The sequence below is a fragment of the Streptomyces hamibioticus genome, from assembly GCF_047946815.1.
In the GTDB taxonomy this organism is placed as follows: Bacteria; Actinomycetota; Actinomycetes; order Streptomycetales; family Streptomycetaceae; genus Streptomyces.
This window is the reverse complement of the sequence record NZ_JBKKQY010000001.1, coordinates 2938718-2960884: the sequence shown is the minus strand read 5'-3', so window position 1 is coordinate 2960884 and position 22167 is coordinate 2938718. Positions and strand designations below refer to the sequence as shown.

Sequence of the window (22167 nt, the reverse complement as noted above, 5' to 3'; positions counted from 1 at the left end):
CCCCTAGGAGCTCTGTGCCGCCCCGTACGTCGCCACGTACTTCCGGGCCGTGGCGAGCGCCTCCGGGTGCAGTGCCCCGCCCGCCGCCAGCAGCCGTGGCAGCAGCTCCCGCGCGGTCGTCACCGTCCGGAACTGCATCGCCACCGTCACCTCGTGGCCGGGGCGGTGCACGATCTCCACCGGGTCGCCGGCCCGGATCGAACCGGGCTCGATCACCCGCAGATACGCGCCCGGCGCGCCCTTCTGCGTGAACCGCCGCACCCAGCCCTGCTCGCCCAGGTGCCCCTGGAAGGTGCGGCACGGTATCCGCCCGCTCGTCACCTCCAGCACCAGATCGGGGCCGATCCGCCAGCGCTCGCCGATCCGCGCCCCGGACACGTCCAGGCCGGTGGTGGTGAGGTTCTCGCCGAACGCGCCGTTCGCCAGCGCCCGGCCCAGCTCGCGCTCCCAGTCGTCGAGGTCCTCGCGCGCCACCGCGTGGACCGCCTGGTCGTCGCCGCCGTGGTGCCGGGTGTCGCACACCGTGTCACCGGCCAGCCCGCTCGCGCCGGCCCCCTTCGGCCCCGGCGCCGCCACCCGCACCGGCCCGTCGGCCGGGCGCTTGTCGATCCCCGTCACCCCCTCGGGGTGATCGGTGTACGGCACGGACCGCGCGCGCCCCAGATTCACTGACAGAAGCTTCATGGCGGCACGGTAGAAGAGAGCACATCAAAGCGTCGACGCATTATTTTCCGCGACTCCAAAGCATCACTTATCCTCGGAGTCATGATCGAGGCCCGTCATCTCCGTGTCCTGCGCGCCGTGGCCGCCACCGGCTCCTTCTCGGCGGCGGGGCGCGAGCTGGGCTGCACCCAGCCCGCCGTCAGCCAGCAGATGAAGGCCCTGGAATCCTCCGTCGGCACGCCCCTGCTGGTGCGCAGCGGACGCGAGATGCGGCTCACCCAGGCCGGTGAGGCCCTGGTGCGGCACGCCGCCGGCATCCTCGCCGGGCTGACCGCCGCGGAGGAGGAGGTCGCCGCGATCGCGGGACTGAGGGCCGGGCGGGTCCGGCTGGTCTCCTTCCCGAGCGGCAGCTCCGCCCTCGTGCCGACCGCTCTGGCGGCTCTCCGCGCCGCCCATCCCGGCACCCGGGTCTCCCTGGAGGAGGCCGAGCCTCCCCGCTCCGTCGAACTGCTGCGCGAGGGGGACTGCGACGTGGCCCTCGCCTTCCGCTATGAGGGCGCGGCGGGCGCCGAGGAGTGGGACGACCTCGTCGTGCGGCCGCTGCTGACCGACCGGCTGGTGGCGCTGGTGCCCGAGCGGCATCCGCTCGCGCGGGCGGAGTCCGTGGCCATCGGCGAACTGGCCGGCGAGCCGTGGATCGCGGGCTGCCCGCGCTGCCGCGGCCAGCTGGTCGAGGTGTGCGAGGGGGCAGGCTTCACCCCCCGCATCGACTTCGCGACCGACGACTACCCGGCTGTCGTCGGCCTGGTCGGGGCCGGCCTCGGCGTCGCCGTCCTGCCCCAGCTCGCCGTGGAGTCGGTGCGGCCCCGGGGCGTGCGCACGGTGGCGCTGGAACCGGCGGTGCGCCGCGAGATCGTCGCGCTCACGCTCCCGGACCTGGCCCAGGTCCCGGCGGTGACGGCGACGCTGGACGAACTGGCGCGGACGGCGGCGCGCTAGCGGCGCACGCGGCACGCGGACGCGGGTCTGCCGGGCGGCGCGGGCAGGGGTCTGGACGGGGGCGCGGGCAAAGGCGGGGCACGCGTGCGCGTGCCCAGTCTGGAGAAACGTTCCTTCAGTGATGCGAGGCGGCCTCCCCGGCCGCCGATGCCGACACCAGGCGGTTACGTGCCCGCCCCATGAGCTCTTCGCGCTCGTCCTCGGTCAATCCGCCCCACACGCCGTACGGTTCACGCACCGCCAGCGCATGGGCTGCGCACTCGGCGCGAACCGGGCACCTCATGCAGACCTCTTTGGCCGAGTTCTCACGAGCACTCCGAGCCGCACCGCGTTCGCCTTCCGGATGGAAGAAGAGCGAGCTGTCCACCCCGCGGCACGCGGCCAGGAGCTGCCAGTCCCACAGGTCCGCGTTCGGTCCGGGAAGGCGGGAGAAATCTGCCATTGCGTGACCCCTTGTAGCCGATCTGGGTGGACAGGATGTCCACGACCGTACAACTACCATCTAAGGAGATGAAAATATGACTCATTGCGAATCTAGCCTCAGACACCAGCAAAGCGGAAGAAAAAGGGCCGAATGGGGCATGGGTTGTGATGAAAGCTTGTGGGTCCGCCGCGCGTGTCTGCACCGTGTCCGCCCCCTCACGTAGAGTGCCGAAGACGGCACACGGCCCCGTAACTCTTTCGAGTGACCGTCGTTGAGAGTGCGGAGGCGGTTGAAAGAACAAGCGCTCGGGCGGGCGTCCGAGACGGTCGACCGCACAGGTGACGATTCGTACCAGCCTGGAGGCTCAAGGTGACGCGCATCAGCTGCGGAGGACGGTCATGACATCCGTCCTCGTCTGCGACGACTCCCCGCTTGCCCGAGAGGCGCTCCGCCGCGCGGTCGCGACCGTGCCCGGCGTCGAGCGCGTGACGACGGCTGCCAACGGCGAGGAAGTCCTCCGCCGCTGGGGTGCCGACCGCTCGGACCTCATTCTGATGGACGTGCGCATGCCCGGACTGGGCGGCGTCGAAACCGTCCGGCGGCTGCTGTCCGCCGACCCCGGTGCGCGCATCATCATGCTCACCGTCGCCGAGGACCTCGACGGCGTGGCCCTCGCGGTCGCCGCCGGCGCCCGTGGCTATCTGCACAAGGACGCCTCGCGCGCCGAGCTGCGCGCCACGGTCACCCAGGCCCTCGCCGACCCGACCTGGCGGCTCGCCCCGCGCCGGCTGCGCTCCGCCGAGATGGGCGCCGCGCCGACGCTCACCGCGCGTGAGATCCAGGTTCTCGAGGGCATGAGCCACGGCCGCTCCAACGCGGAGATCGGCCGCGAGCTGTTCCTCTCCGAGGACACCGTCAAGACACACGCCCGGCGGCTCTTCAAGAAGCTCGGCGCCTCGGACCGGGCACACGCGGTGGCGCTCGGCTTCCGGTGGGGCCTGGTCCGCTAGGGCATCCCCGTGAGAGCGAGGCTCACGGGGCCCGACGGGGGTACGGCCGTCCCCGCTTACCGCGAGGTGAGCGGGGGTGACAAGGCGACCCGCCGGGTGCGCGCTGCTCGTTTCGCCGCCGATGCCGCATCCTTGAGGTGTGGAGTTCCTCGGGGACGAGTCGGTCGAGCGGAAGGGGAGGGCGCAGGGGATGAGTTCCGGCGCACCTGCTCATAACGCTTCGGTGCACAACAACGGACACGGTGCCATGGACCCTGCGGCCAGAGGGCACCATGGACCGATGCGCGACGACGAGGCTGCTGCCGACCAGGGGACGGTCGGTGCGCTCGTGCACCGCGCCGTGGACGGTGACGAGCAGGCCACGCATGACCTGCTTGCGCGCGTCCACCCCTTGGCGCTGCGCTACTGCCGCACCCGGCTGTCCCGGCTGCCCGGCGACGCGCGCCACTTCGTCGAGGACCTGGCCCAGGAGGTCTGCGTGGCGGTGCTGCTCGCGCTGCCCCGCTACAAGGACACCGGGCGGCCCTTCGAGGCGTTCGTCTTCGCCATCGCCGCCCACAAGGTCGCCGATCTCCAGCGGGCCGCGATGCGGCATCCCGGCTCGACGGCCGTGCCGTCCGACGAGATGCCCGAGCGGCCGGACGACTCCCTCGGCCCGGAGGAGCGGGCGCTGCTCAGCAGCGACGCCGAATGGGCCAAGAAACTCCTGGCCAACCTGCCGGAGAACCAGCGCGAGCTGCTCCTGCTGCGCATCGCGGTGGGGCTCACGGCCGAGGAGACCGGCCAGATGTTGGGAATGTCACCCGGGGCGGTGCGCGTGGCGCAGCACCGGGCGCTGAGCCGGCTGCGCGCGCTCGCGGAACAGTGACAGGCCGGGGCGCGCCGCCTGAACGGGCGGTGCGCCGGCCGCGTATGGAGCCCCGCCCGCTCTCCGGCAGCTGCCCGCCCGCTCTCCGGCAGCTCCCCGCCCGCTCTCCGAACAGCTCTCCGAACGCCTTCCGTAGGAAGTGACGAAGCTCGGCGCGGTCCTTGATCGTGGAATCAGACACCTCCGCTTCCCGTTAGCATGGACATCCGCACCGATCAAGGCCATTTGGGGAAGGTGTCATGACTGCCAACGTCGACGGAGTGCCCGAGAAATTCGCGACACTCGGGCTGACCTACGACGACGTGCTGCTGCTGCCGGGCCCGTCGGACATGGCACCCGACGAGATCGACACCGCCTCGTACGTCTCCAAGAACGTGCGGGTCAACATCCCGCTGCTGTCCGCCGCCATGGACAAGGTCACCGAGTCGCGCATGGCGATCGCGATGGCCCGCCAGGGCGGCGTCGGCGTCCTGCACCGCAACCTGTCCATCGAGGACCAGGCCAACCAGGTCGACCTGGTCAAGCGCTCCGAGTCCGGCATGGTGGCCCATCCGATCACCATCCACCCGGACGCCACGCTCGCCGAGGCCGACGCGCTGTGCGCCAAGTTCCGCATCAGCGGCGTGCCGGTCACGGACGGCGCCAACAAGCTGCTCGGCATCGTCACCAACCGCGACATGGCCTTCGAGAGCGACCGTTCCCGGCAGGTGCGCGAGGTCATGACGCCGATGCCGCTGGTCACCGGCAAGGTCGGCATCTCCGGCCTGGAGGCCATGGAGCTGCTGCGCCGGCACAAGATCGAGAAGCTGCCGCTGGTCGACGACCACGGCGTGCTCAAGGGCCTGATCACGGTCAAGGACTTCGTCAAGGCCGAGAAGTACCCGCACGCCTCCAAGGACGCCGAGGGCCGGCTGCTGGTCGGTGCCGCGGTCGGCGTCGCCGGTGACGCCTACGAGCGAGCCCAGGCGCTGATCGAGGCGGGCGTCGACTTCATCGTCGTCGACACCGCGCACGGCCACTCCCGCCTGGTCGGCGACATGGTCGCCAAGATCAAGTCCAACTCCACGGGCGTCGACGTCATCGGCGGCAACGTGGCCACCCGGGACGGCGCGAAGACCCTGGTCGACGCCGGCTGCGACGGCATCAAGGTGGGCGTGGGCCCCGGCTCCATCTGCACCACCCGCGTGGTCGCCGGCGTCGGCGTGCCGCAGGTCACCGCCATCTACGAGGCGTCGCTCGCCGCCCGTGAGGCGGGCGTGCCGGTGATCGGCGACGGCGGTCTGCAGTACTCCGGCGACATCGCCAAGGCCCTGGTCGCGGGCGCCGACACGGTGATGCTGGGCTCGCTGCTCGCGGGCTGCGAGGAGTCGCCGGGCGAGCTGATGTTCATCAACGGCAAGCAGTTCAAGTCCTACCGAGGCATGGGCTCGCTGGGCGCCATGCAGACCCGCGGCGAGCGCAAGTCGTTCTCCAAGGACCGCTACTTCCAGGAGGGCGTCGCCTCCGACGAGCAGCTGGTCCCCGAGGGCATCGAGGGCCAGGTGCCCTACCGCGGCCCGCTCTCCTCGGTCGTCCACCAGCTGGTCGGCGGCCTGCGCCAGTCGATGTTCTACGTCGGCGGCAAGACCGTGCCCGAGCTCCAGGCGAACGGCCGGTTCGTGCGGATCACCTCCGCCGGGCTCAAGGAGAGCCACCCGCACGACATCCAGATGACGGTCGAGGCGCCGAACTACAGCAGCAAGAGGTGACGGCGCCGGCCAGGCACTGAGGGCGGCCCCGGGGTGGTCCGGGGCCGCCCCTGCCGTACCCGTCGGGGATACTGGGAGGCGCTGCAACGCATCAGGGAAAGGCCACAGACGTGACTGAGATCGAAATCGGGCGCGGCAAGCGCGGCCGCCGGGCGTACGCCTTCGACGACATCGCCGTCGTCCCCAGCCGCCGGACGCGGGACCCGAAGGAGGTCTCCATCGCCTGGCAGATCGACGCCTACCGCTTCGAGCTGCCCTTCCTGGCCGCCCCCATGGACTCGGTCGTCTCCCCGGCCACCGCGATCCGCATCGGTGAGCTGGGCGGCCTGGGCGTGCTGAACCTCGAGGGCCTGTGGACGCGGTACGAGGACCCGCAGCCGCTGCTCGACGAGGTCGCCGAGCTGGACGCGGAGACCGCGACCCGCCGGCTCCAGGAGATCTACACCGCGCCGATCAAGGAGGAGCTGATCGGCCGGCGGATCAAGGAGGTGCGCGACTCCGGCGTGGTCACCGCCGCCGCGCTGTCCCCGCAGCGCACCGCGCAGTTCTCCAAGGCGGTCGTGGACGCGGGCGTGGACATCTTCGTCATCCGCGGCACCACGGTGTCGGCGGAACACGTGTCGTCCTCGCACGAGCCGCTGAACCTGAAGCAGTTCATCTACGAGCTGGACGTCCCGGTGATCGTCGGCGGCTGCGCCACCTACACCGCCGCCCTGCACCTGATGCGCACGGGAGCGGCGGGCGTCCTCGTCGGCTTCGGCGGCGGCGCGGCGCACACCACGCGCAACGTCCTCGGCATCCAGGTCCCGATGGCCACGGCGGTCGCCGACGTGGCCGCGGCCCGCCGGGACTACATGGACGAGTCCGGCGGCCGGTACGTGCACGTGATCGCGGACGGCGGCGTCGGCTGGTCGGGTGACCTGCCCAAGGCGATCGCCTGCGGCGCGGACGCGGTGATGATGGGCTCGCCGCTGGCCCGCGCGTCGGACGCGCCGGGCAAGGGCCACCACTGGGGCATGGAGGCCGTCAACGAGGAGCTGCCGCGCGGCCAGAAGGTCGGCCTCGGCACGGTCGGCACCATCGAGGAGATCCTCACCGGCCCCTCCCACACGCCCGACGGCTCGATGAACTTCTTCGGCGCGCTGCGGCGGGCGATGGCCACGACCGGGTACAGCGAGCTGAAGGAGTTCCAGCGGGTCGAGGTGACGGTGGCGGACTCGCAGCACCGGCGGTAGTCCGGCGTACGCCGACGGCCGTCCGGCATCGGCGACGAGGGCCCGGAGCAGTCGCTCCGGGCCCTTCGTGCTGCTCAGAGCCGGTTCGCCGCCCCCGTGGGCGTGGCCCCCCGGGTGTCCAGCAGCAGCTGGGCCTTCACCGACAGGCCCTGGAGGTCGTACGTGCGGTGCTGCTGGAGGAGGATCGTCAGGTCGGCGTCGGCGGCGGCCTCGTAGAGGGAGTCGGCGCGCGGGACCGGGCGGTCCAGGACGGTCCAGGACGGGATGTGCGGGTCGTGGTAGCTCACGGAGGCGCCCAGCTCCATCAGGCGGGTGGCGATCTCCTGGGCCGGGGTGGCCTGCTGGTCGGCCAGATCGGCCTTGTAGGTGACGCCCAGGAGCAGGACGCGGGCGCCGCGCGCGGACTTGCCGTGTTCGTTGAGGAGCGTGGCGGCGCGCTGGACGACGTAGCGGGGCATCTGGCTGTTGACCTGCTCGGCCAGTTCCACCAGGCGCAGGCTGCGCGGTGCCCGGCCGGTGAGGTCCTGGGCGACGGAGTGGCCGCCGACGCCGGGGCCGGGGCGGAAGGCCTGGAAGCCGAACGGCTTGGTCTCCGCGCAGCGGATGACGTCCCACAGGTCGACGCCGAGGTCGTGGCAGAGGACGGCCATCTCGTTGACGAGGGCGATGTTGACGTGCCGGAAGTTGGTCTCCAGGAGCTGGACCGTCTCCGCCTCGCGGGGGCCGCGGGCGCGGACCACCTTGTCGGTGAGGCGGCCGTAGAACGTGGCGGCCGACTCGGTGCAGGCGGGGGTGAGGCCGCCGATGACCTTCGGGGTGTTGGCGGGGGTGAAGTCGCGGTTGCCGGGGTCGACGCGGCTGGGGGCGTAGGCGAGGTGGAAGTCGCGGCCGGCGCGCAGCCCCGAGCCCTTCTCCAGGATCGGGCGCAGGAAGTCCTCCGTCGTGCCCGGGTGCACCGGCGACTCCAGGATCACCGTGGTGTGCGGGCGCATGTGCGCGGCCAGCGTGCGCGCCGCGGCCTCCACCTGGCCCAGGTCCAGGCCGCCGTCCGCGCTCGGCGCGGTGGGGGCGCAGATCACGGCGGTGCGGACCCGGCCCAGCTCGGCCGGGCCGGCGGCGGTCCGGAAGCCCCCCGAGAGCATCCGGCGCAGTTCCGCGGGGGTCAGCGGGTCGGCCTCGGGGCCGGTGCGGTAGCCGAGGGTGGAGATGCCGGCGGCGACGGCGGCCTGGGCCAGGGGCAGGCCGTACGGGCCGAGTCCGATGACGGCGAGATCTGCGGGCATGGCGTGGGCCGTCCTTCCCAGTAGCCGAAGCGGGACAGGTGCGCAAGCCCTGTGGACAGGATGGGCGAGCACAACGTCAGACTAGGAGTAAATATGACCGATGTGCGGCATTGATCGGCGAGTTTCGGCGAGTGTTCGCGGACGGGGTGGCCCTCGGAGGTTGTCCACAGGTTGCGGGCGCGTGGTGGCTGAAGTCGGGCAACACCGTCAGAATCTGGGCATGGGGGGTAGACAGAACGACCGGGCTTCGCCCCACGGGTGCGGCCGACGCGACCGATGACCGGGATGGACCGGACGAGCGGGAGGCAGCGGTGAGGACAGCGGCACTGGGGCCGGAGCAGCGGGCAGAGGCGCTCGCGGCCATGGCCGAACGGGAGCTGGACCTGCTGGTCGTCGGCGGCGGCGTGGTGGGCGCGGGCACCGTCCTCGACGCCGCCACCCGCGGGCTGGCCACGGGACTGGTCGAGGCGCGCGACTGGGCGTCGGGCACCTCCAGCAGGTCCAGCAAGCTGATCCACGGCGGGCTGCGCTACCTGGAGATGCTCGACTTCGCGCTGGTCCGCGAGGCGCTCAAGGAGCGCGGCCTGCTGCTGGAGCGGCTCGCGCCGCACCTGGTGAAGCCGGTGCCGTTCCTGTACCCGCTCCAGCACAAGGGCTGGGAGCGGCTGTACGCCGGTTCGGGCGTCGCGCTCTACGACGCCATGTCCATGGCCCGCGGCCACGGACGGGGCCTGCCGATGCACCGTCACCTGAGCCGCCGTCACGCCCTGCGGGTGGCGCCCGCGCTGAAGAAGGAGGCACTGGTCGGCGCGCTCCAGTACTACGACGCCCAGATGGACGACGCCCGCTTCGTGGCCACCCTGGTGCGCACGGCGGCGGCGTACGGCGCCCAGGTCGCCAACCGCGCCAGGGTGACCGGATTCCTGCGCGAGGGTGAGCGGGTGGTCGGCGCCAGGGTGCAGGACGTCGAGGCGGGCGGGGAGTACGAGATCCGTGCCAAGCAGATCGTGAACGCCACCGGTGTGTGGACCGACGACACCCAGTCGCTGGTGGGCGAGCGCGGCCGGTTCCACGTCCGGGCCTCCAAGGGCATCCACCTGGTCGTCCCCAAGGACCGCATCCACTCCACCACCGGGCTCATCCTGCGCACCGAGAAGTCCGTGCTGTTCGTCATCCCCTGGGGCCGGCACTGGATCATCGGCACCACGGACACCGACTGGGACCTGGACAAGGCGCACCCGGCCGCGTCCAGCGCGGACATCGACTACCTCCTGGAGCATGTGAACTCGGTCCTCGCGGTGCCGCTGACGAGGGACGACGTCGAGGGCGTCTACGCGGGCCTGCGCCCGCTGCTGGCCGGCGAGTCCGACGCCACCAGCAAGCTGTCGCGCGAGCACACCGTCGCCCACCCGGTGCCGGGCCTGGTCGTGGTCGCGGGCGGCAAGTACACGACGTACCGGGTGATGGCCAAGGACGCGGTGGACGAGGCGGTGCACGGCCTGGACATGCGGGTCGCCGACTGCGTCACCGAGGACGTTCCGCTGCTGGGCGCCGAGGGCTTCAGGGCGCTGTGGAACGCGCGCGCCCGCGTCGCCGCCCGCACCGGACTGCACGTCGTCCGCGTGGAGCACCTGCTGAACCGGTACGGGACGCTGGCCGAGGAGGTCCTGGCCCTCATCGCCGAGGACCCCTCGCTGGGCGAGCCGCTCCAGGCCGCGGACGACTACCTGCGCGCCGAGATCGTCTACGCCGCCTCCCACGAGGGCGCCCGCCATCTGGACGACGTCCTCACCCGGCGCACCCGCATCTCCATCGAGACCTTCGACCGGGGCACGCGCAGCGCCCGCGAGGCCGCCGAACTCATGGCGACGGTGCTGGGCTGGGGCGAGGACCAGGTCGAACGCGAGGTGCAGCACTACGAGAAGCGGGTCGAGGCCGAGCGGGAGTCGCAGCGTCAGCCGGACGACCTGACGGCCGATGCGGCCCGGCTCGGGGCGCCGGACATCGTGGCGCCGTAGGCCGTCCGGCGGGCGGGTGACGTGCGGTCAGTCCCGTCGGGCCCCCTCGCCGCGTCCCCCGCGCGGTCCGGCGGAACGCCCGGTTCACCAGGCCGCCCGGTGCGCGGGGCCCAGGGCCGCCGCCGGGGGCACCCGGGGCGTCGCGCACTTGTCGGGTGAGAGACAATGAAGGCTCTGTCAGGGCGGGTTGCATGAGGGGACGCATGTCGGAGGCGGAGCGGGCGGGGACACCCCGTCAGGACAAGAGCGCACGTCTCCTCGCCGGGCGTTACCGGCTGGGAGACGTGCTCGGCCGCGGCGGCATGGGGACGGTGTGGCGTGCCGAGGACGAGACCCTTGGCCGCACGGTCGCCGTCAAGGAGCTGCGGTTCCCGTCGAACATCGACGAGGAGGAGAAGCGGCGCCTGATCACGCGCACGCTGCGCGAGGCCAAGGCGATCGCACGGATCCGCAACAACAGCGCCGTGACGGTCTACGACGTGGTCGACGAGGACGACCGGCCGTGGATCGTGATGGAACTCGTCGAGGGCAAGTCCCTCGCCGAGGTCATCCGGGAGGACGGCCTGCTGGAGCCGCGGCGTGCCGCCGAGGTCGGCCTCGCCGTGCTGGACGTACTGCGCTCCGCGCACCGCCAGGGCATCCTGCACCGCGACGTGAAGCCGTCGAACGTGCTGATCGCCGAGGACGGCCGGGTGGTGCTCACCGACTTCGGCATCGCCCAGGTCGAGGGCGACCCGTCCATCACCTCCACCGGCATGCTCGTCGGCGCGCCCTCCTACATCTCCCCCGAGCGGGCCCGCGGCCACAAGCCGGGACCGGCGGCCGACCTGTGGTCGCTCGGCGGACTGCTGTACGCGGCGGTGGAGGGCACCCCGCCCTACGACAAGGGCTCCGCCATCGCCACGCTCACCGCGGTGATGACCGAGCCGCTGGAGGAGCCGAGGAACGCCGGGCCGCTGGCGGAGGTCATCCACGGGCTGCTCACCAAGGACCCCGCCAAGCGCCTCGACGACGCGGGCGCCCGCGCGCTGCTCAACAAGGTCATCCACGCCCCCGACGCCCGGACCGTGGAGCAGGAACCGGCCGACGCGACGAAGGTCGTGCCGCTGCCGGCGCAGCCTGCGGAGCGGGCCGGCCGGGGCGGCGCGGCGGCCGGCGGCAGGCGGGGCGAGGAAGCCGGGGAGCGGCTGCGCGGCGCGCTGCGCTCGGTGCGCAAGGCCGCCGTCCCCGCCGGGACCGCGGGCGCGGCGGCGTCCCGCTCCGGGTCCGGTGACACCCCGGCCGCCTCCGGCGGGGAGCGCCCCGCCGCCGGTGCCGCGGCCACGGCGACGCCCGCGGAGGCCCGGAACAGCCGGGCGGGCGGTCGGAGTTCCGGCTGGCCCGTGATGCCGCCGCCGGATCTGCCGGCCCGGCCCGTGCCGAAGGCGTCGCTCACCGACGTGGTGCCGAAGCGGACGTTGGTGATCATCGCGGTGGTCGTGGTGCTCGCCGTGCTCGGCACCGTGCTGGCCTTCGCGCTCGGCGGCGACGACGAGGGCGCCCAGGGCGCCGGGAGCGGGGAGCGCCCCGTCGCCACCGCCAGTGGGGACACCAAGCAGGACGACAAGGACGACAAGGACGACAAGAGCGACAAGGACGGTAAGGGCGGCGACGGCGGCGCACGTACGGACGGCTCCGCCAAGGAGTCCGGAGCGGCGGACGAGGCCCGGAGCGGCGGCCCCGACCCGTCGGGCGGCGCCGGGTCGGGCTCCGGCGACTTGGCCGGGGACGGCTCCTCGAAGGACGGCTCCGCACAGGGCGAAGAGGGCGCGGTCGCCACGCACAAGGGCGGCCAGGGCTACACGATCGGACTGCCCGAGGGCTGGAAGTACCGGTCCACGGGCGCCGCGGGCGACCGGTTCACCGGGCCCGGCGGGCAGAAGCTGCTCGTCGCCTGGACGTCCACGCCCAAGGACGACCCGGTCGCGGACTGGCGGAACCAGGAGCGGTACATGGTGCGTTCCCAGTACCAGAAGATCCGGATAGAGAAGGTGGGCTACCGCGGCTGGAACGCGGCGGACTGGGAGTTCACCTACGTCGACGGGGGTACCAAGTACCGGACCGTCGACCGGGGCTTCGTCGTGAACGACCGGCAGGGCTACGCGCTCATGTACACCGCGAAGGCCGCCGACTGGGACGGCGAGCGGCGCCGGGACACCTGGCGCACGCTGACGAAGACGTTCGAGCCGAAGAAGTGAGCCCGGCGCCCCCGGGTTTAGGGGGCGCCGAGATCCGGCATCCCCTCTTTGCGGGTTGCCTCCGGCACGTATCGTGAGTGCTTGCGGACCGTACGCAGCCGGAACGAACCGCGGCGCGAACGGAATCGACCGACCGGGCTGCCGGGGGAGGCAACGTGGACGACTACGCGGGACGGGTCCTCGCCGACCGCTACCGCCTGCCGCTGCCCCCGTCCGAGGAGTACGAACTCACCGAGACCCGGGCCTTCGACACCTACAGCGGCCAGGAAGTCCTGATCAGGCAGGTGCCGTTGCCGGAGGTCGTCGAGGCCGAGGTGCTCGACGCGGAGGGTCTGCCCGACGGCTTCACCGCACGGGACGGCGGCTCCCGGCGGCCCCCGCAGCGGTCGTCGGCCGCCCGGGCGAGTACCCGGCGGCCCGCCGATCCCGTGGTACGGCGGGCCGTGGAGGCCGCGCAGGCCGCGGCGAGCATCCCCGACCACCCGCGACTCGACCAGGTCTTCGACGTGTTCGCGGAGGGCGGTTCGCTGTGGATCGTCAGTGAACTGGTGGCCGCGCGGCCGCTGGCGGCGCTGCTCGCCGAACAGCCGCTGACGCCGTACCGGGCGGCCGAGGTCGCCGCCGACGTCCTCATGGCGCTGCGGGTGCTGCACGGCCACGGCTGGGTGCACCGGAACATCACCGCGCGCACGGTGCTGGTCTGCGACGACGGCCGGGTGATGCTGACCGGGCTGGCGGTCGGGGCGGCGGAAGAGGCACTGTGCGGGTACGACCCGGTGCCGGGTGCGGAGGACTCGGCCGGCCCCGACGCGGCCGACGGTGGCGGTGGCGGCCGGGTCACCGGTGCGCCGGGAGGGGCGGGCGGGCCCGGACCGTCCGGCCAGGAGCTCGGCCCCGGCGGGTCGCGCACCCCGGACACCTTCAAGAGCCTCGGCGCTCCGGGCGCCCGCGGCGGCCCCGTCGGCGGCCTCGGCCCCGCAGGTGCCGTCGGTCCTGCCGCGTCCGTGGGTCCCGGTGTCCCGGGCGGCACCGACCCCGAGGCCGCGCGGCGGGCCGCCATCCGGGCACGGGCGGTCGGGCGGCTGCCGGGAGCGCCCGGCGCCGACGCAGCCTCCGCCGGGCCCGGACCCCGTCCGCTCGACAGCAGCGACGACATCCGCGCCGCGCGGGCCGGGGCCATCGCCGCCTACCGCGCCGGTGCCCGGGCCGCCGCCCGGGTCCAGGAGGCGCAGAACGGCCGGGCGGCCCTGCCCGGCGCCCGCCCCGCCCCGGACCCCGCGGGCGGCGCCGCGCAGCCGCCGTACCCCGCCGGGCCCGGCACGTCCACACCCCGCGGCACCACTCCGCCCGGCCAGATCGCCGACCCCTACGGCGTCAACGGAGCCTCCTGGCACGGCGCGACACCGCGGGCGACCGCCCCCGGAGCCCCGGCCCTGCCCTCGGCCCGCACCTCGCACGAGCCGACGACGCCCGCCCCGTACGAGCCGACCACCTCCGCCCCGCACGAGCCGCTCGGCCCCGCCCCGCACGCCGGCCGCTGGGACGGCCATGGGGCCGGCGCACCGGCGCCCCGCGGGCCCGCCACCGCGCTGGCCGCCGAGCGGGCCCGGCAGGCGCGGATGGCCGTCGTCGGGCCCGTGACCGAGCGCTGGGCACCGGAGCAGGCCGGCCCCGTGCACGAGAACTGGCAGCTGGCGCCGCCCATCGGTCCCGCGACCGACCTGTGGGCGCTCGGCGCGCTGCTCTTCCGCGCCGTGCAGGGCCATGCCCCCTACCCGGAGGAGTCGACCGCCGAACTGGTGCAGATGGTGTGCGCCGAGCCGCCCGCCTTCGCCGAGGAGTGCGGTCCGCTCCGCCCGGTCGTGGAGTCACTGCTGCGCCAGGACCCCACCGAGCGGCTCGACTTCGAGGAACTGCGCGGCTGGCTGCGCTCGCTGGTGCGGTCCGCGCCCGAGCCCGACGCCGGGCTGCACGTCATCTCCGCGCCGCCGCCCGTCGACGGCAGCCGGCTGCCCATCGTCCGCCGGCGGGGCGACCTGGTGCGCCGGCGCCGGGCCGGGCTGCCCGCACACCACGGACGCCACAAGCGGGGCAGGCCGGAGCGCCGGTCCCCGCGCAGCCTCGGCCGGATCCTGCTCCTGTTGATACTGCTCGGCGTCGCCGGGGCCGTCGCCTACGCCATGCTCTTCATGCCGAAGGCCGGCACCGGCGGCGCCGGCGCCCCGGACCGGACGGGCGCCGCCGGAGAGGCGAGCCAGGTCCCGCCGTCCGCGCAGTCCCCGGACTCCGGCGGTGCGGCCGAGCCCGACGGCCAGGACGCCCCGAAGAGCGACCCGAGCCCGTCCCGTTCGGCGGGCTCCACCGAGACACAGACCAACGGACCGGGCGCCGCCGACGGCTTCACCCTGCGCAAGGACCCGGAGGGCTTCAGCGTCGCCGTCGCCGAGGGCTGGGACCGCACTCCGGTCAACGGGCGCGGCCAGGTCGTGTACGCCGGCGGCGACTTCGAGCTGATCGTCGTACCGGGCCGGGACGGCGCGGACGAGTTCGGCGGCGACCCCATGGCCTACCAGCGGGACAAGGAACCCGAGTTGCAGCCGTACCGCGACTCCAGCTGGGCCACCTCAGCCGGGCTGAAGACCATAGAGGTGGGCGGACGCACCATGGCCGAGGGGCAGTTCACCTGGACCGGCGACGACGGCGGCGAGCTGTACGTGCGCAACCTCGCGATGCTGGTCGACGGCCGCTACCACGTCGTCCAGGTGCGTGGCCCCGAGGCCGAACGGGACCAGGTGACCCGGCTGTTCGAGCAGGCGTCGGCCACCTACCGGTACACGGGATGACAGCCTCGCGGGTCCCCCCGGCACCCGACAGCCACAGCCGCCCTGCGGTTGCCTGCCGTCCCGGGAAGCGACAACCGTCACAGAGCGGTCTCCATGGCGCCCCGCAGGTTCCCTGAGCGGAAACCGGTCCTTACGCTGACCCTGTCAAGACCATTGCGGGGCAACGTGAATCAGATGCAGGGGCGGCTCCTGGCCGGCCGCTACCGGCTCGGCGACACCATCGGCAGCGGGGGCATGGGCCGGGTGTGGCGGGCCGACGACGAGGTGCTGAACCGGGCGGTCGCCGTCAAGGAGCTGACGGCCGCCCTCTACGCCTCCGAGAGCGACCAGGCCATCCTGCTCGCCCGGACCCGGGGCGAGGCCCGCGCGGCCGCGCGGATCAACCACTCCGCCGTCGTCACCGTGCACGACGTGCTCGAACACGACGGCCGGCCCTGGATCGTGATGGAGCTGGTCGAGGGCCGCTCGCTCGCCGACGCGATGCAGGAGGAGCAGCGCGTCGAGCCGCGCGAGGCCGCGCGCATCGGCCTGTGGGTGCTGCGCGCGCTGCGCGCCGCCCACACCGCCGGCGTCCTGCACCGCGACGTCAAGCCCGGCAACGTCCTCCTCGCCCGCGACGGACGGGTGCTGCTCACCGACTTCGGCATCGCGCAGATCGAGGGCGACTCGACCATCACCCGCACCGGGGAGGTCGTCGGCTCCGTCGACTACCTGGCCCCCGAACGGGTCCGCGGCCACGACCCGGGCCCCGCCTCCGACCTGTGGGCGCTCGGCGCGATGCTGTACACCGCCGTCGAGGGCAGGTCGCCGTTCCGCCGCACCTCGCCGCTGTCCACCATGCAGGCGGTGGTGGAGGAGGAGGCCGGCGAGCCGCGCCACGCCGGTCATCTCGCGCCCGTCATCGGCGCGCTGCTGCGCAAGGATCCGGCCACCCGGCCCACGGCGGCCGAGGCCGAGCGGATGCTCACCGAGGCGGCGGAGGGCCGGCGGCCGAGCGGGGCGCAGGGCCACGTGCCGGTCCGGGCCGAGGCCGGGGACCGTCCGCACCGGGGCCCGGCGGGCCCGGCCCCGTACCCACCGGTGACCGGGCGGGCGGCCGTCGGCCCCACCGCCGTCGGCCCCACGGCCATGCACCCCGGGCCGGCGCCCGCCCCGCGCCGCCGCCGTCGGCTGCGTACCGTCGCCCTGGTGGCGGTGTTCGCGGCGCTGGTCGGCGCGGGCACCGCCGTCGTGCTGCAGAAGTGGGGGCCGGGCGGCGCGGGCGCCCCGTCGGCCACGGCCACGGACACCGCGACCGGGCGCGGCCCCGGTGGGGCGGTCCCGGACTCCTGGGCCCGCCGCGACGACCCGGTGGGTTTCAGCCTCTACCTGCCGAAGGACTGGAGGCGCGAGGAGTTCAGCCGCGACGGCGACCTGACGCAGATCGACTACAGCCCCGACGGCGGCGAGCACTTCCTCCGCATCGCCGTCGACACCTCACCCGACTTCCACGACCCCCACGCCCACCAGCTCGACCTGGAGGCGCAGCTCCAGCGCCTGGTCGACTACCGGCGGGTCACCCTGGAACGGAACGTCTACCGCGACCGCCCCGGCGCGCGCTGGGAGTACACCTGGACCGCCCTGGCGAAGGACACCTCCTTCCCCGGGCCGCGCCGCGCGATCGAGGAGACCTACATGTCCCGGGACGGGGTCGAGTACGCCCTGTACATGTCGTCGCCCGCGGCGGACTGGGAGACCACCCGCCGGCAGTTCACGGCGGTCCTCCAGGGCTGGCAGGAGAAGCGCGCCTGACCCCTCCGCACGGTGAACCGGTCCCGGTCCGTGCCCTGCGGCGGTCCGGGGCCCGTCGGTTGTCGGCCACCCGTGTTCCGGCGGTCCGGAGCCCGTCCGTCCGGTGCGGCATGATGGGGCGCATGGTGACCGAGGGGGAGGACGGGCGGGTCATCGCGGGCCGTTACCGGCTCGGGGCCCGGCTCGGCAGCGGCGGGATGGGCGTCGTCTGGCGGGCGACCGATCAGTTGCTCGGCCGGCAGGTCGCCGTCAAGGCGCTTCCCCTCGACGTACCCCTCTCGCCCCTGCGGGACCCCCGCTCCGCGGCCGAGGCGCGGCGGCGGCGCGACCGCACCCTGCGGGAGGCGCGTGCCGTCGCCCGGCTGAGTCACCCGAACATCATCGTCGTGCACGATGTCGTCGAGGACGACGGACGCCCGTACATCGTCATGGAGTTGATCGACGGCGGCTCGCTCGCCGACCGCATCGCCGCCTACGGGCCGGTCGACGCCGCCGAGGCCGCCCGGATCGGCATCGCCCTGCTCGGCGCCCTGCGCACCGCGCACGCGGCCGGGGTGCTGCACCGCGACGTGAAGCCGTCCAACGTGCTGGTCGCGGGCGACGGCCGGGTCGTGCTCACCGACTTCGGGGTCGCACAGGTCGAGGGCACCACCACGCTCACCGAGACCGGCTCCTTCGTCGGTTCGCCCGAGTACACGGCGCCCGAGCGGATGGCCGGCACCGGGACCGGCCCGGAGTCCGACCTCTGGTCGCTGGGCGCGCTGCTGTGCGCCGCCCTCAGCGGCGAGTCGCCGTTCCGCCGCGACTCGCTGGGCGGCATCGTGCACGCCGTCGTCGACGAGGCGGTCCGCCCGCCCGCGGAGGCGGGGCCGCTGCTGCCCGTCGTGAGCGGCCTGCTGGAACGCGACCCCGGGCGGCGGCTGGACGCGGCCGGCGCCGAGGAGATGCTGCGCGCCTACCTGGCCACGGGCCGTACGCCCGCACCGTCGCCCGGCGCCGAGGCGCGGCGGCCCTCCAGGCGCGGCCTGCTCATGGCGGCGCTGCTCGCCGTGGCGACGGCGGGCGCGGGCATCGGCGCGGCGCTGCTGCTCGCGGACGGGCCGGACGGTGACGGCGGTGATCCGCCGGTGAGTTCCCCGCCGAAGGCACCGGCCAGTTCCGCGCCGGGGACCTCGTCACCGTCCCCGACGCCGCCCTTCTCCCCGTCACCCGGCATGTAGCGCCAAAGCGGGCGTAAGGGGCGGCGCAGGTCACGGGTCTGTGACCGGTTTGCACCCCAGGTGGAGGCGGAGACCACCAGCGCGATATGGATACACGCATGAACAGCAACGGGGGAGCCCGCCACGGGGCAGAGGAGCCGACGAGTTTCGGCCTGCAACCGCCGAACCCGCACGCCGCCGTGCCGCATCCCGGCAACCCGTACGCGACACCGGCCCACGTGGTGCCGGGACAGCCGTTCACCCCGTCGCAGCAGCCGCAGCAGCCGCAGCAGCCGCAGCCGCAGCCGCAGCAGCCGCAGCAGCAGCCGGAGCCGTCGGAGCCGTCGCCGCAGCAACAACAGCCGCAGCCCGAGCAGCCGCCGCACCACCCGGCGTCCTCCGCGGGCTCCGCGCCCTCCGCGCCGCCCGCCCCGGACCCCGGTGCCGGGCGGCTGATCGCCGGCCGATACCGGCTGATCGCCAAGCTCGGCCACGGCGGCATGGGCACGGTGTGGCGGGCCATGGACGAGACGGTGGACCGCGAGGTCGCCGTCAAGGAACCGCGCATCCCGGACCATCTTCCGGAGCGTGAACGGGAGAACGCCTTCGAGCGGATGCGCCGCGAGGCCCGGGCGGCGGCCCGGCTCGACCACCCGGCGGTGGTCAACGTGCACGACGTCGCCGTCGTGGACGGGCAGCCGTGGATCGTGATGGAGCTGGTGCGGGGACGTTCGCTCGGCGACGCCCTCCGGGAGGGCACGCTGAGCGTGCGTGAGGCCGCCCGGATCGGCCTGGAGGTGCTCGGCGCCCTGGAGGCCGCGCACGCGGCGGGCGTCCTGCACCGGGACGTGAAGCCGGACAACGTGCTGCTCGGCCGGCACGACCGGGTGGTCCTCACGGACTTCGGCATCGCCCAGATCGAGGGCGAGACCAATCTGACCGACACCGGCGGCTTCGTCGGCTCGCCCGAGTACATCGCCCCCGAACGGGTGCTGGGCCGACGGCCCGGCCCGGCGAGCGACCTGTGGTCCCTGGGCGTGGTGCTGTACGCGGCCACGGAGGGCGTCTCGCCGTTCCGTCGCAGCAACACCCCCGCCACCCTCCAGTCGGTCCTGAACGCCGTCCCCGCGCCGCCCGCCTCCGCGCAGGGGCCGTTGGCCGAGCTCATCACCGGACTGCTGCAGAAGGACCCGGCCCACCGCCCGAACGCCGCCCGGGTGCGGGCCCTGCTGACCGACGCCGCCCGGCCGCCGGCTCCCGTGCCGCCCGCACCGGGCCCCACGCAGGTCGTCCGGTCGCACGGGCCGGGTGCCGGCGGCCGTCCCCGGTTCGGCCGCAAGGCGTTCCTCGGGCTCGGCGCGGCGGTCGTCGCGGCCTCCGTGGCGGCGTACCTGGTGCTCGCCGACCCCTTCGCGGGGCCGTTGCCCGAGGGCTGGAAGACGCACCACGAGAAGACGCTCGCCGCCACTTTGGCGGTGCCCGAGGGCTACCAGCGGGCCGAGTCGGAGGACGCCGAGGACCACTGGGTGACGTACACCGACCACAGCGGCAGCGTCTGGGTCGGACTGTCGCTGGAGAAGAAGTCCGAGGACACCGGCAACGGCATCGCGGGCTCGGCGGCGGCCGAGATGTACGAGGACGACGCCGCGTTCAAGCAGAGCGGCAGCTACGACCTGTCCATGCCGGAGGACCCGAGGACGGACCCCCGGGAGACCAGGTACCAGGAGCGCAAGGCCGCCGAGAACACGGTCGTCTACACGACCACCGACAGCCAGAACCCGCGCCCGCGGGAGCTGCGGCTCTTCTACTACATGACGTCCGGCGGCGACATGTACGAACTGACCGTCAGCTACCCGGGCAAGGGCGACTTCACCGACCGGGGCCGCGAGGTGGCCCGGACGGTGATCGCCAACCTGGACGTCGACAAGCTCTGACCGCCGGCGCCGGCCACCGTCGCCGGCCGCGCGTCGGGTGAGCGGGCGCGCCGGTGTGGATGAGGCCGTGACAACGCGCTGATCAGGGCGTTTGTTGCCAGCGATCACTGGCAGTGTGTGAGCACTCGGTGAATGCCTATTACCGACGGGTACACAAAGCGTTCGCCGAGGCATACCCTGCCGCTCATGACGGACGCGCAGGCCCTGGAAACCACCGGTACGCAACAGACCGGCACCAACCCTCTCGCCCCCGCCCCCGCGGGCGCCCGCACGGCCGCCGACGTGGTCACCCCCGAGCTGGTCGCCCAGCTCACCAAGGGCGTCGTCGGCTCCGGACGCACCGCCAACCACACGCCCTTCACCGGCGAGAAGCTGGCCGACCTCCCCGAGTCCACGCCCGAGGACGTGGCCAGGGCCTTCGAACTGGCCCGCGCCGCACAGCCGGTGTGGGCCAGGACCCCGGTACGGCAGCGCGCGGCCGTCCTGCTCCGGTTCCACGACCTGGTGCTGGAGCGCCAGGCCGAGGTGCTCGACCTCATCCAGCTGGAGACCGGCAAGGCCCGTCTGCACGCCCACGAGGAGGTCCAGGCCGTCGCCGTCGCCGCCCGGCACTACGGCCGCCGTGCCGCCGCCTACCTGAAGCCGAAGCGGCACGCCGGCGCCGTACCGGGGCTGACGAAGGTCACCGAACTGCGCCACCCCCGGGGGGTGGTGGGCCAGGTCGTGCCGTGGAACTACCCCCTCGAACTCTCCGTGGGCGACGCGCTGCCCGCCCTCGTCGCCGGCAACGCGGTCGTGATGAAGCCCGACACGGAGTCCTGCCTGACCGCCCTGTGGGCCCGTGACCTGCTGATCGAGGCCGGCCTGCCCGCCGATGTGCTCCAGGCGGTCATCGGCGTGGGCCCGGTCGTCGGCCCCGAGGTCGTCAAGCAGGGCGACTACGTCTCCTTCACCGGCTCCACCCGCACCGGCCGGGAGGTGGCCACGGTCGCCGCCGACCGGCTGGTCGGGGTCTCGCTCGAACTCGGCGGCAAGAACGCCATGCTGGTGCTGCAGGACGCCGACATCGAGAAGGCCGCGGCCGGAGCGGTCCGCGCCTGCTTCTCCTCCGCCGGCCAGCTGTGCGTGTCCATCGAGCGGCTGTACGTCCACGAGTCGGTCGCCGACGCCTTCCTGGACCGCTTCGCGGCCCGCACGCGCGCGATGCGGCTGGGCCGTGCCCTCGCCTACGGCGCCGACATGGGCTCCCTGGTCAGCGGGCACCAGCTGGAGACCGTCAAGCGGCACGTGGAGGAGGCCGTCGCCAAGGGCGCGCGGATCATCGCCGGCGGCGTGGCCCGCCCGGACATCGGCCCGTACTTCTACGAGCCGACCATCCTCGACGGCGTCACGGACACCATGACCCTGTGCGCGGAGGAGACCTTCGGCCCGGTCGTGTCCGTCTACCGCTTCAGCAGCGAGGAGGAGGCCGTCGACCGCGCCAACGCCACGCCGTACGGCCTCAACTCCTCGGTCTGGACGAAGGACGCCCGCCGCGGCCGGGAGGTCGCCGCCCGGCTGCGCACCGGCACCGTCAACATCAACGAGGGCTACGCAGCGGCGTACGGCAGCGTCCAGTCCCCGATGGGCGGCATGAAGGACTCCGGCCTCGGCCGCCGGCACGGCGCCGACGGCATCCTCAAGTACACCGAGGCGCAGACGGTCGCCCATCAGCGTCTGCTGCCGATGGCCCCGTCACTGGGCATGGACGACGAGCGGTACGCGCAGTTCATGAACCGCAGCCTGCGCCTGATGAAGACACTCCGGTTCAGGTAGCCGACGCAGAGGGGCGCGGGGCCGCATCGGGACGCGGCTCCGCCGCCCGGGCGCGAGAAACCACGGACAACCCGCACGCGAACTCGACGAGGAGACACCC

Annotated in this window: 15 protein-coding genes; 12 read left to right on the top strand and 3 right to left on the bottom strand. The window is 73.7% G+C overall.

All coding sequences use genetic code 11. The features are described from left to right. Positions 1-3 precede the first annotated feature (3 nt). The gene (locus ACLGIH_RS13065) at positions 4-684 is read right to left on the bottom strand and encodes an MOSC domain-containing protein (RefSeq protein WP_416525429.1); all 681 of its coding nucleotides are present in this window, start codon (positions 682-684) and stop codon (positions 4-6) included. An 81-nt stretch (positions 685-765) separates the two neighbouring features. Here ACLGIH_RS13065 and ACLGIH_RS13060 point away from each other — a divergent pair, with 81 nt between their 5' ends. After that, positions 766-1662: a LysR family transcriptional regulator gene (locus tag ACLGIH_RS13060; protein ID WP_416525428.1), complete on the top strand. Its 897-nt coding sequence runs from the start codon at positions 766-768 to the stop codon at positions 1660-1662. A gap of 115 nt (positions 1663-1777) precedes the next feature. On the opposite strand, the gene ACLGIH_RS13055 is transcribed toward ACLGIH_RS13060, so the two are convergent. Next, entirely contained in the window at positions 1778-2104 is a 327-nt protein-coding gene (locus ACLGIH_RS13055; protein ID WP_416525427.1) for a WhiB family transcriptional regulator, read from the bottom strand. Positions 2105-2484: 380 nt separating this feature from the next. On the opposite strand from ACLGIH_RS13055, the gene ACLGIH_RS13050 reads away from it, so the two are divergent. The 4 genes from ACLGIH_RS13050 (at position 2485) to ACLGIH_RS13035 (ending at position 6947) form a co-directional block, all read left to right on the top strand. Next, the gene (locus ACLGIH_RS13050) at positions 2485-3096 is read left to right on the top strand and encodes a response regulator transcription factor (protein WP_003948568.1); all 612 of its coding nucleotides are present in this window, start codon (positions 2485-2487) and stop codon (positions 3094-3096) included. Between the two features lie 280 nt (positions 3097-3376). Continuing rightward, entirely contained in the window at positions 3377-3964 is a 588-nt protein-coding gene (locus tag ACLGIH_RS13045; protein WP_416525426.1) for a sigma-70 family RNA polymerase sigma factor, read from the top strand. 239 nt (positions 3965-4203) lie between these two features. Next, complete coding sequence (gene guaB, locus ACLGIH_RS13040; protein WP_416525425.1) at positions 4204-5712, top strand: IMP dehydrogenase; 1509 nt, start codon at positions 4204-4206, stop codon at positions 5710-5712. 110 nt (positions 5713-5822) lie between these two features. Further along, positions 5823-6947, top strand: a complete 1125-nt coding sequence (locus tag ACLGIH_RS13035; protein ID WP_416525424.1) for a GuaB3 family IMP dehydrogenase-related protein — start codon at positions 5823-5825, stop codon at positions 6945-6947. 74 nt (positions 6948-7021) lie between these two features. Here the strand turns inward: ACLGIH_RS13035 and ACLGIH_RS13030 are convergent, their stop codons facing one another. After that, positions 7022-8230 carry a nucleotide sugar dehydrogenase gene (locus ACLGIH_RS13030; protein WP_416525423.1) on the bottom strand — a complete coding sequence of 403 codons (1209 nt, stop codon included), beginning with the start codon at positions 8228-8230 and terminating at the stop codon, positions 7022-7024. Between the two features lie 311 nt (positions 8231-8541). On the opposite strand from ACLGIH_RS13030, the gene ACLGIH_RS13025 reads away from it, so the two are divergent. The 7 genes from ACLGIH_RS13025 to ACLGIH_RS12995 all read left to right on the top strand — a co-directional run bounded on the left by ACLGIH_RS13025 (position 8542) and on the right by ACLGIH_RS12995 (position 22067). Continuing rightward, entirely contained in the window at positions 8542-10248 is a 1707-nt protein-coding gene (locus ACLGIH_RS13025; RefSeq protein ID WP_416525422.1) for a glycerol-3-phosphate dehydrogenase/oxidase, read from the top strand. Positions 10249-10451: 203 nt separating this feature from the next. Next, positions 10452-12485, top strand: coding sequence for a serine/threonine-protein kinase (locus ACLGIH_RS13020; RefSeq protein ID WP_416525421.1), 2034 nt, complete (start codon positions 10452-10454; stop codon positions 12483-12485). 155 nt (positions 12486-12640) lie between these two features. Further along, positions 12641-15328, top strand: coding sequence for a protein kinase (locus ACLGIH_RS13015; protein WP_416525420.1), 2688 nt, complete (start codon positions 12641-12643; stop codon positions 15326-15328). 174 nt (positions 15329-15502) lie between these two features. Continuing rightward, positions 15503-17119, top strand: coding sequence for a serine/threonine-protein kinase (locus ACLGIH_RS13010; protein ID WP_416525419.1), 1617 nt, complete (start codon positions 15503-15505; stop codon positions 17117-17119). Between the two features lie 122 nt (positions 17120-17241). Next, on the top strand, positions 17242-18339 hold the full coding sequence (locus tag ACLGIH_RS13005) for a serine/threonine-protein kinase (protein ID WP_416525418.1): 1098 nt from the start codon (positions 17242-17244) through the stop codon (positions 18337-18339). A gap of 98 nt (positions 18340-18437) precedes the next feature. Further along, entirely contained in the window at positions 18438-20252 is a 1815-nt protein-coding gene (locus tag ACLGIH_RS13000) for a serine/threonine-protein kinase (protein WP_416525417.1), read from the top strand. A gap of 186 nt (positions 20253-20438) precedes the next feature. Beyond that, positions 20439-22067, top strand: coding sequence for a succinic semialdehyde dehydrogenase (locus tag ACLGIH_RS12995; protein WP_416525416.1), 1629 nt, complete (start codon positions 20439-20441; stop codon positions 22065-22067). Positions 22068-22167 lie beyond the last annotated feature (100 nt).